Genomic DNA, 17514 nt, shown 5'->3' with positions numbered 1-17514 from the left:
GTACTTCTCCCTTTATTTATTATAAATTTATTTTTTCTCTATGATGTTCTTTTAAATACTTTATGCTCTTGGTTAGACTATGTATCGGATAATTTGAGTTTTGCTCAATAACCATATAACGAAGTGACTCTGGGATGTTTTCAAATACTAGATTAAAATCAATTAAACCATAACCAACTTCACAATCTGTTGAAAACCTAAAACTATTTTTCATATAATCTCTTAAATGGATGCCTATAATTCGTTCTTTATATTGAAGGAGTAACTCATGGGGTTCAATTCCGCTTTTTTTTGTCCAATAAGTATCTGTTACAAGTTTAACTTGTTCATTTGTGTGAGCCATAATGATATCAAGTTTTGTTTTCTTTGTAATCATTTTAAATTCAAAATTATGATGATGAAAAGCAATGGTAATGCCATGTTTCTCATATTTTTTGGAAAGTTCATTAAGCCTATTACAAAATCTAATAACCGCTTTTTTACCAAACAATATAGCATCTAATGATAAAACAGATACAACAACAATATTACAGTTGACTTGTTTACAAAAATGAACAAGTTTTTCATAGTTTTTATTAATTTCTTTTAATTTAAGTTGAATGGATAGCACGCTCATTTTCTTCTTGTTCATCGTTGCAATCAAATCATTGTTCAAATCAACTCTAGCTAGTTCAACATCATGAATGCCTAATTTAACAAGTTCGTCAAATGCAAATAATAGATCTTTTTTAAAGATTTTTCTGATCGTATATGTTTGGACACCTAACTTCATATTAGTCACCTACGGTTCGTATATGATTTGAATAATCGAGAAATAATGACTTCCCGTTAAATAAAAACTCAATTTCATCAGGTTTTCGATTAATGATGCCATCGTTTACATAATTGCTTTCATAACGTTGATATTCTAAATTTCTAATATGTCCATTAACGCTAAAACTTGTGTCAAAAATAGCAATTAGTTCTGTTAATGTAGATTCATTGTTTAGAATAGTTGAATAGGACAATGTATGGGTTGTTTGATCATATGTAAGTGTTTGACTCATCATTCTACTCATAAATGCTGAAAAACTTTCATCATCTGTAGTAGATAGTTCTGTAACAAAATAATGATCTCCACTACCCTTTTGAACTAAATCATATTTCTCAGTTAAAACATTACCTACACTTCCGCGTTTGAGCATATCATCCATATCATCTGGGTTACTACTCACACTAAATGGTACAAACTCTAGAGTATGTCTTGCTTTAATACCAATCATACTTGTGCCAACACGACCAAAGATATAACCTTGATTTAGATACGTTTCATCTACTTCATCAAATAGTTGATAAGGAAAAAATACATGTGTTGTTTCTTTAAGTATCATTGGTTCCATAAATCCTACTTTAGTAGGTGGTTGATATATGCTGATATTTACATTCTTTTCCTGTACACTATAAGGTTGTCTTCCGTTACCTGTCCAGTATGTTGGCGTCCCACTTCTTCTAGGTATTTTAGCGGGTTGTGTTGAAAACACTGACACAGTGTTACTTAAATTGATTGAAGAAACAGCATGTTGATCTGCATATTCTCCTGGTTGGTATGCTTGTGCAGTGTGCATAGAATAATGTGGTGTTTTGTATGTGTAGACATTCGCTCTTTCAATCGCGACACCATTCGTTGATGGATTAAGTTGATTGCTCACCATATGTAAAAGGTTAAATGCTCTAAGTGGCCACAAATTTACCATTTTAAAATCATTTAAAAATTCATTTCTAAACATATTATGTTTACTCATATACTTTATTGTATTATCAACGACTTCTGGATTACTAAAAGCTTCCATATTCCATTGCATCATAATTTGATGATCTTCAAGACCTAGCAGTCCTTCGCCTTCTAACTCTTCAACATTTAAAGATTGACTTGATTTAATAACCTTTTCTTCCGATGAGTCATTAAAGATTTCTTTAATTACATCTGGAACTCTATAATAAGGTTCATCATGCTCATCAAGTGCTTCCATCATTTGCTTAAAGCAATTGAAAAAACCGTTACTAGAAGTAAACCAACTATTTTCAAAACCTTTAGTTTCTTCTGGTTGCATGACAAAATCAATATAATTTCTCATCCGATTCCCTGTATCATCACTTACTCTATTATCTGAGTATGCTCTGCCCATTGAAGAATTGAAAATATAATATGTTCTTGGTTGTTCGCTTGTAGAATCAATACCTTCATATTTAAAACTTTGACTTGCCATATCAAACCATAATAAATCCATAATCATTTTCATACGGTTAACCATGACAGGGTCATTAGCATATTGGATAAAATTAGACATCGGTGATATATCTTCTGGGTAATAATTGTTTGAATACCATTCGGTGAATCCATATAGGAAACGTTGCTCCATCCAGATATTGATTCTGTTTTTTGCCATTTCCATATGTTCTAATCCTGTTTTGCCATCTACAGTAAAAATATCATCAGGAAAAGCTTGTCCTACTAAATATTCTTCTACTGCAAATAAAATCTGATGGTTTTCAGACCAATAACACATACTGTCTTCTCCACCTTGATCCATCCAATACTTAAAATTTAATAAAACTGTTTTTATATCTTCTTGAGTGTCTGGGTGTAGATGGTCTTTAAACCCTAAATATAGACGTACTAATGAGTTAACTCTAAAATCAGCAACATCATAACGTCCATTAATATATCTAAAAGTACCTTCTAATTCTTCATTAATAAAATCATCAGTTAGTTCAATACCTTCTGGCAAATCTTCATTTTTAAGATGCTTATCAAAATAATAGATTAAGCGATCACTTCCTCCAGCATTAAAAGATTCCAATGGCCTCATTGGAATAGGTTTAATTTGCATATTGATGGCAAATTGGATACCAACACTAGCAAGAAATAAGACGAAGAAAACTATAATACCTAAGACCACTTTTTTCATGTTATACCTCAATTTTTTTAAGTTGGCTAAACGTTTACTATTGTTTTTATTATACTATAAAAAATAAATACTTTGAACATGAAAATAATATGAAATTTTCTTTCAAAATTAGATTTTATGAAATGATGTTTATGAGTGCGTTCATATAGGTTTCAATCTCTTCTGTTTTTATACCTGAATATCCTATGACAAGTGTTGGTTTGCTGTTTTTATGTCCCTGTATTTTATAGTAAGAACTAAGGCCAGATATTTCTATTCTCTGTTTTTTTGCTTTTTGAATAATGGTTTGCTCAGATGCACCGGTGTCAATGACTAGCAAAAAATGAAGTCCTGTTTCATGACCTTTAATTTCGATATTCGGATATTTTTGAATCATCTTTAAAATAATGTCTAATTTCTGACGATATTGATTTTTCATGCGGTTAATATGGCGTTCAAAATATCCACCATTCATAAATTTGTACATAATATACTGTTCGAAGTTTGGTACTGTACAACTATGATGTGCTGATATTTCCTTGTATTTCGTTAATAGTTTTAAAGGTAATACCATATAACTCATTCTAAATGAAGGTGCTAATGTTTTCGTAAATGTATTCATATAGATGACTTTTTGATGATTATCGAGTCCTTGTAGTGCTGGTATAGGTTTCCCTTGAAAACGAAATTCTGAATCATAATCGTCTTCAATAATGTAGCGATCGGTAGAAGCGATTGCCCAATTCAATAATTCATTTCTTCTTTGAATTGGCATAACGATGCCTGTTGGGAATTGGTGTGATGGGGTAATATGGACAATGTTTGCTTGTGCGTTGATAAGATGTTCTAAACTTAAACCATTGTCATCAACATTAATTAGTGATAATTTAACATCATTGCCTTTATAAAGATGATATATTTTGGAATATCCCGGATCTTCTATTGCATAGTGTTTATCTCTACCAAATATTTCGATCAAAATACTAATTAATGAGGTGGTCCCTGAACCAATAATAATTTGTTCCTCATGAACTTTCATACCTCTATATAACTCTAGGTATTTTGCTATTTCTTTCCTTAAAGGTTCCATGCCTTTAGGATTCGTTATATTAAGCATTTCATGATGGTTTTCTGATAAAACTTCTCTAGATAGTTTTGCCCAAGTTGCATTTGGAAATAAAGATGTATCAACAACATTAGTTCTAAATGCAAATTTATAATCTATAGTTTCTATTTGATTTTCATATTCAATTTTATATTTCTGCTTAGTAGTGTTTTCCAATACCTCTACTTGTTTAGCGACATAATACCCACTTTTTTCAATGGAATACACATATCCTTCAGCAATCAACTGTTGATAAGCTGCATCAACAGTTAATGGGCTAATTTTTAAAGATGCTGCAAGTTTTCTTTTGGATGGTAATTTTTCATTTTCGCTATATTTACCTTCTTGAATCATCTTTTTAATTTGTTCGTAAAGATTCACATAGATTGGCGTTTCACGCTTATTTTTGTTCATTTTCTGCTCAACCTATCTGGTATGTTTAGTTTTTCTTAATCTGAGTATTTAACTATACCAGTTATTATTTTATAATATTAGTGAAGAAAAAACAAGAAAGGGATGAAAACGATGAACAATGAAAGATATAAATTAAACAAAGAATTAGCGCAAATGCTTAAAGGTGGCGTTATTATGGACGTTTCAAATGCTGAGCAAGCGAAAATAGCTGAAGCTGCTGGAGCGGTAGCTGTTATGGCATTAGAAAGAATTCCAGCAGATATTAGAGCCATAGGTGGTGTTTCACGTATGAGTGATCCGAAAATGATTAAGGAAATTCAAAAGGCTGTTTCAATTCCAGTAATGGCTAAAGTGCGCATCGGCCATTTTGCAGAAGCACAAATTCTTGAAGCAATTGAAATCGATTATATCGATGAAAGCGAAGTTCTATCACCTGCTGATGATATTTATCATATTAACAAACAAGATTTCAAAGTGCCTTTTGTTTGTGGCGCGAAAGATTTAGGTGAAGCACTTAGAAGAATTTCTGAAGGTGCTGCAATGATTCGTACTAAGGGTGAGCCTGGTACTGGTGATATTATCCAAGCAGTTAGACATATGAGAGCAATTCAAAAAGAAATTCGAAGTATTCAATCTTTAAGGGATGACGAACTATACGTTTTGCAAAAACAAATGGGTGTCTCTTATGATTTGATTAAGTTTGTTCATGACAATGGAAAACTTCCAGTTGTTAACTTTGCAGCTGGTGGTATAGCTACGCCTGCAGATGCTGCATTGATGATGCAACTTGGTGCTGAAGGTGTATTTGTTGGTTCAGGTATATTTAAATCTGGTGATCCTAAAAAACGAGCTGAGGCTATTGTTAAGGCTGTAACTAATTTTAATGATCCAAAAATTTTAGCTGAAATTTCTGAGAATCTTGGTGAAGCCATGGTAGGCATCAACGAGCAAGAAATTGAATTGTTAATGGCAGAACGAGGTAAGTAATGATCCAAATTGGCATCCTTGCGGTTCAAGGTGCTTTCATTGAACATAAACATGCTTTAGATAAACTCAATGTTAAGTCATTTGAAATAAGACAAAAAAGAGATCTGCAAACACCTATGGATGGTTTGATACTTCCAGGTGGTGAAAGTACAACCATGGGGAAACTCTTAAAAGATCTTGATATCTTTGATGTCATACAAGATCAAATAAAAAAAGGACTTCCCGTACTGGGAACTTGCGCTGGTATGATTTTACTTGCTAATCAGTTAACAAATGATGAAAAAGAGCATTTTAAAACGATGGATATAGCTGTTGAAAGAAATGCTTATGGAAGACAATTAGGAAGTTTCTTTACTCATGCTAAGTTTGGTGGAAGAGAAATCCCAATGACTTTTATTCGTGCACCATATATTCCTTCATATGGTCCAAATGTTGAAGTTCTTTCTATAGTTGATAATCATGTGGTTGCTGCTAAACAGGGTAATCAAATTTCTACAGCATTTCATCCTGAGTTGACTGATAGTACATATGTTCATGAATATTTTCTTGATATCGTAAAAACGCATAAAAGTAAAAATCAATAAATATCCATAATACGTGAAAAGTCATCTAGTATTCACGTATGTAAAAGGGCTGATTCCAATTGGGATCAGCCCTTGTTTTTTGCTTCTTATTCTTTTTGTGCTTTGAGATTTTTTTCTAGTAATATTTTAATATCCATTAATAAATCTTGAACCTTGGGTTGTTTTGCTTCTAGCGCATCTTTTTCTTTTTTAATTCTTTCTTCTTCAGCCTTTTTAGCTTTCTCTTCCTCAAGTTGCTTTTGGTTTGCTAAGATAGTTGCTTTGGTAACAAGTCGAACAATAATATAAATGACAAACGCAACAATAATAAAGTCAATTACATTTTGAAAAAATAGTCCGTAATTAATAGCATTTTCAACAATACCTAAATCAGGATTTGCTTCTGTTATTATATATTTATAGTTTTCAAATCCATTTTTTCCAATAAGTATGCTGATAACTGGCATTAAAATGTCTTTGACCATACTCGCGATTATTTTTCCAAATGCTCCACCAATGATCACTGCGACAGCTAAATTTAAAACATTTCCTTTCATCATAAATGACTTAAAGTCTTTAAAGAATTTTTTCAAATTAACATCTCCTTTTATACTATTATTATAGCGCTTATGTTATGCTTTTAAAAAAAGCTAAAGAGGTCATCTTTAGCTTTTGTGTTTATTGGATCTAATCCAGTTTGATATATCCAAGACCAATACCTTTAGGACCTGTATGTGCACCAACAACTGGGGTTAAATACGCACTAACAACTTCTCTTTCTGGAAATACTTTTTTTAGCTCATTTTTGAACCATTGTACAGCTTCCTCGTTATGAGCATGCGAAATAAATGTTAGGACATTTAAATCTTTTGTGTCTTCAATATATTTTTCTAAAACACGTTGTTGTGCCTTATGAGTTGTTCTTATTTTTTCAAGTGAAGCAACTTTGCCATCATCACCTAATACGAGCAATGGTTTTAACTGTAGCATTGTGCCTAATGTTCCTTGTAACTTAGAGAGTCTACCGTTTTTTACAAGATACAATAAAGTATCTACTGCAACATATATACGATCATTATCTCTAATCTTTTCTAGGTATTTAATGATCTCTTCTACCGTTTTTTCTTCTTCGACTAGACGATGTGCTTCAAGCACCATATATGCTTCAGCATAAGCTAAAGTAAGAGAATCAAAAACAGTAACTTTTATGTTAACATCTTTAGCAATCCTCTTTACTGCCTCATACAAACCGCTGAGTTGTGATGATATTGTAATTACAAGAGCTTCTTCATAACCTTCTTTTTCAAGCTCTTCAAATATCTCGATCATACGACCTGGTGATACATAAGATGTTTTAGGAATATCATTTGGATTTTTTGTAATTCTTTCATAAAATGTTTTAGCATCCATTTGCACAAAATCATCATAAGACTCGTCAGTTCCAAAGTGAATAACTGATCTTAAGATACGAATATCTTTTGGATAATCCAAATAGTCAAGTCCTGCATTACTACATGTTAGAATCGCTGTTTTTTTCATATATTTTCTCCTTATATTTATTAAAAATATATTTAGTATCTATATTTTACCAATTAATTCGCTAAACGTATCAATATTTTTATATTTTCTTAGTCGATTGGGGTGTTGATGCCCTTTTGTGAATAATATGATATCAAGCCCTAGTGTTTTAGCTACTTCAACATCATGTAGTGTGTCACCAATCATGATGCCTTCTTTTGGATTTATATTGTGTTCTTTTATAAATTGTTTCGCAACTTCTACTTTACTCTTTGCATATACATTCGAGGTTCCTAAAATATGAGTAAATAGATGATCAATCTTAAAATGCTTGAGTTGTTCTAAAAGGTTTTTTTCTTCAGATGCAGACAGTAAAATATTGATTTTGCCTTCTTTTTCAAAATGTTTGATTGTTTCGATTGCACCTTGATGTAGCGATAAATCTAGACTTCTTGGTTGATATCTTTCAATAAACCTGTGGGCTAGTATTTTAAAGCTAGTTTGACTGAAGTCATATACTTTTGCGTAATAATCTTCTACAGGAAACGTGAAAATCATTAAATATTCTTCAAAAGTTACTGATGGTCTTTTTTCTTCTTTCAACATTTCGTTTAAAATGTCAAAACAAAGACGTGCATCGTCTAAAATTGTTCCATTAAAGTCCCAGAATATATATTTCATAAAAACCTCATTTATGGTAGGGATGGTTTTTTAAAATCATAAATCCCCTATAGATTTGCTCTATTAAAATTAATCTCATTAACTGGTGCGGAAAAGTCATTTGTGAAAATGAAATTTTCTGGTTTGCTCGTTTCAAAACATCTTCACTCAACCCATAAGATCCACCAATGATAAAGACTAAATCACCTTGATGATAGGTTAAGTTTTGGTCTAACAATTTTGAAAAATCATAACTATCTATAATCTTACCTTTGATGGCTAAAGCAACTACAAAATCTGAATCTTTTATCTTAGATAAAATGCGTTCGCCTTCAAGAACAATACCTTGTTCAGTTGACTCATCACTCACTTCGATAAACTCAACCTTTGATGGTATTTGCTTTTCGTAGTAATCTATCCCCTGATTCAAATATTTTTGATTCAATTTTCCTACGGCTATAATTTTTATCATATCTTTATACCAGGTAATCCTTCTTGTGTTGCATAAAAAACTTCGATTTTTGTCGGATCATCAAAAGCTTTAATAATCGACTCTTCTATATCAAAAATCGTATTACAATCCTCTGATATATGCGCAACAACCCATTTACTAACACCATCTTTAACAAAAAGGTTCATTAACCAAGCAGCATCATCGTTCGACAAATGTCCAAGTTCGCTAAGGATCCTCTTTTTTAATAGAAATGGTCTTGGTGAATGCATTAATTTTGTAGGATGGTGATTTGCTTCCAAAATATATAAACTAGCATTGCTCAATAGCTGATAATACGATTGATCAACATATCCAGAATCCGTTAAAACAACAACCTTTTTGTCATCGTGTTGAACTACAAAACCAACTGGTTCAGCAGCATCATGAGATAGCATAAAAGGCGTGACCAAAATATCACTTATAGAAAACGGAATATCAACCGTAATAATATGTGTGTTTTGAAACAAGCAGACAACATCAACAGAAAGTGCATCATAAGTTCCCTTTGTAAGATAAACATCTTCAATGAAACTTTGTTTCAACAACATCTTCAAACCATTTGTATGATCATGATGTTCATGCGTAATTAACAACGACTTAACATCATACATATTTTCTTGATAAACTGTCATTTTATCCTTGATTTTTTTATAGCTAATTCCTGCATCAATAAAGAGTTTAATATCACCTACTTTTAAGTAGGTCATATTCCCTTTTGAGCCACTGGCTAAAACGAATATTTCCACTGTATCACCTTCTTTCATGATAACATAAAAATATGTGAGATTAACAAATAAAATGAAAGTGGTTGCAATACCCCCTAAAAAATGCTATATTATATTTGCTTGTATGAAATACATTGAAGGAGTGAACACACTATGAATCAACTAAGAAATATAAGAAAACTTGCCATAATTGTGCTAATATTGACAGGTTTACTTACACTTGCTGCTTGCAAAAGCGGTGAAAAAACCCCTTACGGAAGTATTTCTGATGACCCATATTTAACCATCGGAGATATCGTAGTAACGGAAAAAGAATTATATGATCAATTACGTTTGCAAGGTGCTTCTGTTTTAGCAACTATGGTAGATGAAAAAATCTTTGCTGAAGAGTTAGTAACTGTTAAAGGTTTACTAGCAAGTGGAGATGAAAATCTAAACAAATATTTAGATGAAACGATTAATAACGCCATTCATGGAGGTACAAATTTAGAGTCTCTCGAAAAAATGTACAATGAAAATCCTGAAAGATGGGTTAGAAATATCGAGCAATTTGCAGATTCATTATATCTATTGGATAACAGCATTGATATTACATCTGTGATTAGTAGTATTCAAGGTTTGTCTGGTAAATATGAAGGATACTCAAGTATTCCAGTATTAGTGGAACGTTATGGTTTAAGAGTAACTCAAAGATACTATGCACAACAAATCCTTGAGGAAGAAGTTATTGATGCAGATCATACAAATTACATTAAAGAAGCTGATCTTGTCAACTCTTATAAAAACTCGATGCAAGGTCGTTATGATGTTAACGCATTAGTTGTTCGTTTCATTAACTTAAACGAAGCAAATGCAGCATTATATCAAGCAAGCATAAAATCAGACTCTAGAGGTCTTTGGTATAAAATCCCTGATATTAGAATTTTACCTGGTGATCCTGGTTATATTGATTTAAATGATTTAAGTCAAACTGGCTTTGGACATGTTAAATCTATATTAGAAAATTTAAATATCTTGGGTAAACTAGGTGCTAATTTTGAAGATCGCGATCAAATTACTGTAGCTGATTTTGAAAATTACTACAAACAATATTCAATCAGTACGAGTAGAGATACAGGTTTAGCTGATGAAGCTTTAACAACAGCACAAGTTAAAGCAGAATTTGTTAATATCTATAATATGTTAAATCCAGCTTCACAAGTTGAAGTAAATGTTGATGGTGATATTGTTGGTGTCGGTGGTTCTACTTTCGACTCAACCATTACATATGATGACTTAAACGTTCAAAATTCAAGTTTAAGAATACATGTATACACAACATTAACTGCTGAAGCAAAAATGGACGACCCTGAAGATGTATCAGCTGGTAAACCTTACTCAGCACGTGTACAAACATTTGGTTCATCTCGTTATTTAGTATTTAAACTTGATGATGATAGTGATTCTGAAGATGATATCCTTATTGATGATACACAAAATGAAAATGTTATGATTTTCGGGGATTCTCAAGAAGCATTAGACATTAAAGCTGAAATTTACGAAAGAATATTCAACGGCAAATTAAACAATAGTTATATTTCATCAAAAGTCAATGCATTATATGAAGATCTAAACTTAAATATTTATGATTCAGTACTTCGCACATTCTACGAACAATCATTCGGATATGATGGGACTAAAAATACGAAGAGTGGCGATGTAGTAGCTGATATCTCAGATATTGAAATTACAGTTGATGAGTTCTATCAACGTCTTGAAAAATCTTATGGTATTAACTTAGCATTAGATATCGCATCAAACAAAATCTTGATGGCGGATGAAAAATATTCAATCACTGATGCTGAATACGAAGACTATAAGAGTCAATTCGAAGATATTATTAGCCAATTCTCTGCAAATAATTTTGCAACTTCTGGATTCCCAGCTAGCATGGGTAGAGAAAAGTTCTTATTAACGGCATTTGGAGCAAGAACAAACACTGAAGCTGTAAATCAACTTTATGTTTACCCATCACTAAGAGAACAATATCTCCAAGATATGGAAGGGCATTTCGGTTCTGAAGATTATTCAATTTATGAAAAATTAGCTGATTTAGCTGCATTACATCATGAAAACTTTAAATCAATAACCGTTAGTCACTTACTTGTTTACTTTGATAAGAATGGCGACGGCACACCTGATAATCCTACTGAATATCTTGAAAGTTTAGGTGAAGCAGGTGCTCAACAAGTTCTTGATGGACTCGTTAATTTAGTTGAACTAATTTATAACAAAGTTGGCGATTATAGAGGCTTTACTGAAGGTCTAACAGCAATGGCAACAGAATTTAACAATTCAGGTCGTATTCTTCGTGGAAGTGTAACACCTCCATTTGATTATCAAATCGAATTGTTATGGGCAGAATACCGTCAATTAGGATTCTACTTGAAGTTTGAAAACATTTCTTCTGCTATTACAAACACATCTAACAAAATTACTGGTCAATCAGTATTAGATCCTGTCTTCTACAACCGTGCAATGGAACTTCATGCACAACTTGCTGAAATTGAAGATGATGCATCTAAATTCCCACACTTAGATTTATATGGAACAGTAATAACTGAAAGTGCATTAGATGAAGTTAAATCATCATTCGGTTGGCATTTAATTCTTGCTACTAATGTAAGAATGACAACAAGCGCAATCTTTAGTGCTGATGAAGACGAAGATGGCAAGTACGTTTCTGCTGATGGAACTCTTAATGTATACAATGAAGATTCAGAAACATTGACTGCTTCACAAATTGAGTTCTTCTTAAAAGAACAAAAAACTGACGAAGGTGTAGTTTTACCTACAGTCGTTCAAACAGCAGTTAACAGTTACTTAACACCAGTTCTTAACCGTTACAATAATACATATATGCAACGCGAACTAATCTTCAAATTATTAGAAGATGCAACTTGGGGAAGTGCTCAAGGCGAAGCAAGATATGAAGTTGTAAGAGAAATCAATAGACGTCAAATGAATGAATATTTATTATCATCAATTGGTGTTTATGATCAAAACTATGATGACCTATTTGGTACATGGTTTGCTATATTAGAAAGTGGATTATAATTCATAAATAACGATAAAAGAGGCTACTCGATTGAGTAACCTCTTTTTTTATTATATCTATTTATTTTTTTATTGAATGCTTATAGAAACGCATCTTGTCAAGTACAGATATCATCGTTGTAAAAGATCCATCTGCTGTATCTTTTAATGTTTCCCCTAAAACAGTAAGCTTTGAATCAATAGTATCGATATACCATAGTAAGAGAGCTTCACCTGTTTGAGGTTTCTTAGGAGATCCAAAGTTGAAAAGTCCATGATGGGATATAATCATATGTTTTAACATAAGAACCTCTTCTGAATCTTCATATCCTAACTGATGGGCTACATGATCAATATCAACAGTTTGCATGACTAAATGTCCAACCAACAAACCTTCTTTTGTATATTCTCCATCTACTCCACTAATTTCGTCGATTTTTGACATATCATGCAAAATCGTTCCTGCATATAATAGATCAGCATTTAAATATGGGTATATTTTTATAAAAGGATCGATCATATTTAACATTGTGTATGTGTGGTGACTTAATCCTCCAACATATGCATGATGGAATTTGGTTGCTGCGGGATGCATGTAAAATGATTTCTCATTTTGTTTATAAATCTTTTTTGTTACCTCTTTTAGGATTTTATTTTCTATTTTATTAAGATATCCTTCAATACCATTCTTGATTGTCATCATAGGTATTGGTGCATAAACATAAAAATACTCTAAAACTTGTGCTAGTTCTTCATTAGATAATGCATCTTCTACAGGTTTGATCGATGTACATTTTAAAACTAATTCATCCTCAATCTTTACGATCGCTTGTGCTTCAAATTGATAGACCTTACCCATAGCTAATTGATCAAGTTGTTCAAACTCAAGTTTGAGATTAATATGTTCTCCTTCTTGAGTTAATACCGTTGTGTTACAAAAGTGGACACCATGATTAATGCTTTCAACTTTTGCAACAACAGTGTATTTTTCATTTACATTTAATTCCATTATATACTCCTATTCTTTAACGTGTTCTAGAACATAAGCTTCTAGCGCACTTTTTTCATTTTTTAGCTTATTTTTCAATACTTCTTCAACCATTTGAGTTTGAAGTGTTTTTACCCATGATCCAGCTTTTTTATTTACAAGCTTAATCATGTCTGATGCTCTTAGTTTTAAATCTAGATCGCTTTGAATAGGTAAATTTTTATAATCTTCTTCAATCTTTGATTTCAGATTTCTAGAACGATTCAGCATATAATTTACTTTGTTAGCGAGTAAACAAAGATCTAATCCATAAGTATAAAGGGTATGTGCATCAAATTCATTATATGTATTTGCTAGCATACTTGCTATTTCATATCGATGTCTATGTTTATTTGAAAATGACCATTCACTTGGAATCGATCCATGAAGCGTAAAACATAGCGTGAAAAACGCATCAACAAATGGAATATCTTCCATGTTCTGAATATGCAATATACCTTTTTCCAACCCTGGTAAGACTTCATGAACACCTGTTGTCACCATGGATTGAATAGCTTTTTGAGCATGTTTTCCTTTTAATAGTTTAATAAGCTCTTGTAGCACTCTTTCCATAGCAATATCTTTTAACTTATCTTTTAGCAAAGAAATCGCTTCTCTCGTGCTACGATCTATTTGAAACCCAAGCTTTGCTTGAAAATAAAAAGCACGCATCATTCTTAAAGCATCTTCATTAAACCGATCTTCAGGATTTCCAATGGTTCTAATAAGTTTAATACGAAGATCTTCTTGACCCTTAACAAAGTCAATTATTTTATTCTCTTCAGTCATTAATAACCCATTAATTGTAAAATCTCTTCTTTTAACATCTTCTTCAACCGATTCAGCAAAAACTACCATATCAGGATGTCTACCATCTAAATACTCACCATCTATGCGATAAGTCGTTACTTCAAAAGTTTCTTCACCCATAAAGACTGTCACGGTACCATATTTAACACCAGTAGGTTTTGTTTTAAATATTTTTGATACTTGATATGGTTTTGCATTGGTTGTAATATCTATATCTGTTGTTGGTTGCTTCAAAAGATGGTCCCTAACGGCACCACCAACAATGTAAGCTTCATATCCTTGTTTTTTAAGTTCATGTATTACTTTTTTTGCACTATTAAGTGTACTCATTTTATTCACCATAACCATTATACCAAGAGATTGTCTTTTTTAAAACTGATTGTGCGTTAATCTTTATGAGAATGTGGCTATGTGATAAGATAAAAAATGAGGTGAACCTATGAGAAAAATTATATTATACATTGCAGTGACACTTGATGGTTTTATTGCTGACGAAAATGATGGTTTCTCATTTTTAAATGAGTATGATGATCTGAAATCAGTTCAAAACTCTTATCAGCAGTTAATGACTCGAGTTGACACATTAATTATGGGTAGGGTGACCTATGAGGTCATCAAGAAAAATTCAGTATGGCCATATGAAGGTTATGAATGTTTTGTACTGACAAAACAATCTGATAGACCATCAGATCATCGTGTAATCTTTAGAGATCATCTTGATGTTCTTGTAGAAGATCTCAAAAAAAGAGAAGGGAAAGATATTTGGCTTGTTGGAGGTGGAAACTTAATTGAATCATTTCTAAAACAAGACTTAATTGATGAATATCAAATCGCAATCATTCCAAAGCTTATCGGTAGGGGTAAAAGATTGTTCACTTTATCCGATATAAAAGCTAAACTTAAACTTACGCAAATAGAAAAAATGGATGAGATTATAATGGTAACTTACTCGAAAAAATAAACATCAATTATGATATACTAATCTTGGTGATTCTATGCGCTATTTAAAAGATCAAACTACTCATCAAATTGAAATTAACAAATCAAAATTTATTGCAATCTTATATCCACTTCAAAATATAGAGGATATACCTTTATATTTAGATGAAACTAAAAAAGCATATCCAAAAGCCAATCATTACTGTAATGCGTCTTTTTTTGGCCAAACAGCTGAACATGCAACAGCTAGTGATGATGGTGAGCCTTCTAGAACCGCTGGCGTGCCTATTCTAGAGGTTTTGAGGCATCATGACGTGACAAACATCCTCTGTGTTGTTATACGCTATTTTGGCGGTGTTAAGCTAGGATCTGGAGGATTAGTGAGAGCATATACAAAAGCAACCGCTGATGTTATAAAAAAAGCGAAATTCTATGAGAAGAAAATGGTTGATTCATATGAGATTACATTTGATTACTCACTTATTAATCAAATGGACTCGTATCTAGAAAAAAAAGCGACAGTCTTAGAAAAGGAATTTCTAACACATGTCACTTATAAGATTATAAATCTTGATAATCAATTTGATATAATCGCTGATATAGAATATCAGCTCCTTAGTTATAAAAAATTAGAACCACAAATATTATATATTGATCAATAAGCCGAAAGGCTTTTTTTGTTTAAAATACTCCGTTTTCATAATCCTCAGTTAGCATGGCTTCCAACATCCATGCTGCACGAGCATTTAAGAAACCAATCACGTATTGAACTTGACCATCATGAGTATTTTCAACAAGCATTTCTGGTGGGTTTGGCCATACATAATGATTCAATATGTTCCATTTAGTAAAATTGGCTTGAACCTGTGTATTTAAGGATGCTGATAACACAGGAATCATTTCCAATAAAATAGGTAACTCATCGAAATAGAAATCATTAAAGCGATCTCTAAATCTTAAGCGAATTTCAGGTACTTGCATCATGAGATGAAACAAACGATTCTTATTAGATGCGAAACCATAAAAATTTTCAGGACCATAATCGATATAATCTGCATTACCAATTGCTAAATCAAAATCCCAAATCATTGGATATAATAACTTCTCATCTCTTTCTTTAGCCATAAAGACACTACTCCATCCAACATCAACATTTTTAACAAATTCATGGATTAAGAAATGTTCAACAAAATTATCAACATCAATTAAAGCTTCGTATCCTGATTTTGCTATAAGTGCATTTTCAACATCAGCTATATATTGTGATATGTATGTGACGTGTGCAGTTGTATATGCGGGGTCATTGGCATCAGGTTCATTAATTTCATAAGGGATGCCGCTAACTCTAAACCAGTCAAAACCTGGTTGTGTTCCAGAATCCATTAATCTCCAATCCATCTCAAGAAAATATCCTGTGTTAAAACTTCCTGGCACTGACTCAATGAAATATTTATTTGGGTGTACCTGAACTTGTTCTGTCAAAACGTATAAACCTCTATATTCTTGATTCACGTATAATTCTACATATCTAATTTGAAGGTGATACGGTATATTTTGAAAGAATGTACTCATTTTATGTGTAATCGCGTTTCTCATTAATGATTTATCACTATACTCAGTAAGTAAAACATAGCTTTTTGCTTCAGGCATTCCTAGAATAGAAGTATTTTTATCAAAACGTAATCGATAAGGTTTTTTATCGAATGAGTACCATGTTGAATTTCCTCTACCTCTAAGTTGTGCTTCTGTTGTAGAATGTTCAACAACTTCTTCGCCATTTTTAGTTGTTCGGACTGTGACATCAGCTGGTGTGTAATGATCTTTTGATATATGTCCGATAGGTATTGTTAAATCAATATACATTTTTGTAAAATTTTGCCCTGATTCATAAGAAAGATGTCTAACATCTTTAGAAAATTGAAGAGATGCTTGCCCACGTGTGATTTGATATTTAAACTCTTGATCAATGTCAAAAAACGGTGAGTTATATACATACTCATCGGTAAATGATTGGTCTCCTAGTGTATATACAATATCATACTGATCATATGTTGGTAGATCAAAATTAGCATTAATTGTATTTGGAATCAATTGCTCGATTTCTAAAGCTAAGCTTTCTATTTCTTCTGTGTAATCTGTTGTGTCTATAATCGTAGGAAACATCTCTTGATTACAAGAAATTAGAAATATCGAAACCATGAGAAGCGTTATTATAATTGATATTTTTTTCATGTTTCTTCTCCTCGTATAATATGTAGTGTAGATTTAGGA

At 32.1% G+C, this 17514-nt stretch carries 16 protein-coding genes; 5 read left to right on the top strand and 11 right to left on the bottom strand.

The window, feature by feature from the left end; translation table 11 throughout:
• Nucleotides 1-19: 19 nt before the first annotated feature.
• The 3 genes from QJ521_RS03725 to pdxR form a co-directional block, all read right to left on the bottom strand.
• Nucleotides 20-772 carry a sugar phosphate isomerase/epimerase family protein gene (locus tag QJ521_RS03725; protein WP_282839085.1) on the bottom strand — a complete coding sequence of 251 codons (753 nt, stop codon included), beginning with the start codon at nucleotides 770-772 and terminating at the stop codon, nucleotides 20-22.
• Between the two features lies 1 nt (nucleotide 773).
• On the bottom strand, nucleotides 774-2948 hold the full coding sequence (locus QJ521_RS03720; protein ID WP_282839084.1) for a hypothetical protein: 2175 nt from the start codon (nucleotides 2946-2948) through the stop codon (nucleotides 774-776).
• Nucleotides 2949-3063: 115 nt separating this feature from the next.
• Nucleotides 3064-4446 (bottom strand): MocR-like pyridoxine biosynthesis transcription factor PdxR, encoded by a 1383-nt coding sequence (gene pdxR, locus QJ521_RS03715; RefSeq protein ID WP_282839083.1) that lies wholly within the window; start codon nucleotides 4444-4446, stop codon nucleotides 3064-3066.
• A gap of 111 nt (nucleotides 4447-4557) precedes the next feature.
• On the opposite strand from pdxR, the gene pdxS reads away from it, so the two are divergent.
• Entirely contained in the window at nucleotides 4558-5433 is an 876-nt protein-coding gene (gene pdxS / locus QJ521_RS03710; RefSeq protein ID WP_282839082.1) for a pyridoxal 5'-phosphate synthase lyase subunit PdxS, read from the top strand.
• Complete coding sequence (gene pdxT / locus QJ521_RS03705; RefSeq protein WP_282839081.1) at nucleotides 5433-6017, top strand: pyridoxal 5'-phosphate synthase glutaminase subunit PdxT; 585 nt, start codon at nucleotides 5433-5435, stop codon at nucleotides 6015-6017. The genes pdxS and pdxT overlap by 1 nt, the downstream gene beginning before the upstream one ends.
• 86 nt (nucleotides 6018-6103) lie before the next feature.
• Here the strand turns inward: pdxT and mscL are convergent, their stop codons facing one another.
• The 5 genes from mscL to QJ521_RS03680 form a co-directional block, all read right to left on the bottom strand.
• Nucleotides 6104-6589, bottom strand: a complete 486-nt coding sequence (gene mscL / locus QJ521_RS03700) for a large conductance mechanosensitive channel protein MscL (RefSeq protein ID WP_282839080.1) — start codon at nucleotides 6587-6589, stop codon at nucleotides 6104-6106.
• A 94-nt stretch (nucleotides 6590-6683) separates the two neighbouring features.
• Nucleotides 6684-7535 (bottom strand): DegV family protein, encoded by an 852-nt coding sequence (locus tag QJ521_RS03695; protein ID WP_282839079.1) that lies wholly within the window; start codon nucleotides 7533-7535, stop codon nucleotides 6684-6686.
• Nucleotides 7536-7574: 39 nt separating this feature from the next.
• Complete coding sequence (locus QJ521_RS03690; protein WP_282839078.1) at nucleotides 7575-8195, bottom strand: HAD family hydrolase; 621 nt, start codon at nucleotides 8193-8195, stop codon at nucleotides 7575-7577.
• Between the two features lie 7 nt (nucleotides 8196-8202).
• Nucleotides 8203-8646: a 23S rRNA (pseudouridine(1915)-N(3))-methyltransferase RlmH gene (gene rlmH / locus QJ521_RS03685; protein ID WP_282839077.1), complete on the bottom strand. Its 444-nt coding sequence runs from the start codon at nucleotides 8644-8646 to the stop codon at nucleotides 8203-8205.
• A complete protein-coding gene (locus tag QJ521_RS03680) occupies nucleotides 8643-9413 on the bottom strand; it encodes an MBL fold metallo-hydrolase (protein ID WP_282839076.1) in 771 nt (256 codons plus the stop codon). The genes rlmH and QJ521_RS03680 overlap by 4 nt, the downstream gene beginning before the upstream one ends.
• Before the next feature lie 132 nt (nucleotides 9414-9545).
• On the opposite strand from QJ521_RS03680, the gene QJ521_RS03675 reads away from it, so the two are divergent.
• Entirely contained in the window at nucleotides 9546-12488 is a 2943-nt protein-coding gene (locus tag QJ521_RS03675) for a hypothetical protein (RefSeq protein WP_282839075.1), read from the top strand.
• A gap of 61 nt (nucleotides 12489-12549) precedes the next feature.
• Here QJ521_RS03675 and QJ521_RS03670 read toward each other — a convergent pair whose 3' ends face one another.
• Entirely contained in the window at nucleotides 12550-13476 is a 927-nt protein-coding gene (locus QJ521_RS03670; protein WP_282839074.1) for a metal-dependent phosphohydrolase, read from the bottom strand.
• 9 nt (nucleotides 13477-13485) lie between these two features.
• On the bottom strand, nucleotides 13486-14634 hold the full coding sequence (locus QJ521_RS03665; protein WP_282839073.1) for a CCA tRNA nucleotidyltransferase: 1149 nt from the start codon (nucleotides 14632-14634) through the stop codon (nucleotides 13486-13488).
• 109 nt (nucleotides 14635-14743) lie between these two features.
• On the opposite strand from QJ521_RS03665, the gene QJ521_RS03660 reads away from it, so the two are divergent.
• Nucleotides 14744-15265: a dihydrofolate reductase family protein gene (locus tag QJ521_RS03660; protein WP_282839072.1), complete on the top strand. Its 522-nt coding sequence runs from the start codon at nucleotides 14744-14746 to the stop codon at nucleotides 15263-15265.
• Nucleotides 15266-15299: 34 nt separating this feature from the next.
• A complete protein-coding gene (locus QJ521_RS03655) occupies nucleotides 15300-15905 on the top strand; it encodes an IMPACT family protein (RefSeq protein WP_282839071.1) in 606 nt (201 codons plus the stop codon).
• Nucleotides 15906-15924: 19 nt separating this feature from the next.
• Here the strand turns inward: QJ521_RS03655 and QJ521_RS03650 are convergent, their stop codons facing one another.
• Complete coding sequence (locus QJ521_RS03650) at nucleotides 15925-17475, bottom strand: CotH kinase family protein (RefSeq protein WP_282839070.1); 1551 nt, start codon at nucleotides 17473-17475, stop codon at nucleotides 15925-15927.
• Nucleotides 17476-17514 lie beyond the last annotated feature (39 nt).

The sequence above is a fragment of the Peloplasma aerotolerans genome (genome assembly GCF_030012175.1).
GTDB classification, from domain to species: Bacteria; Bacillota_I; Bacilli_A; order Acholeplasmatales; family Acholeplasmataceae; genus Peloplasma; species Peloplasma aerotolerans.
This window is presented reverse-complemented; position numbering and strand designations above follow the sequence as displayed.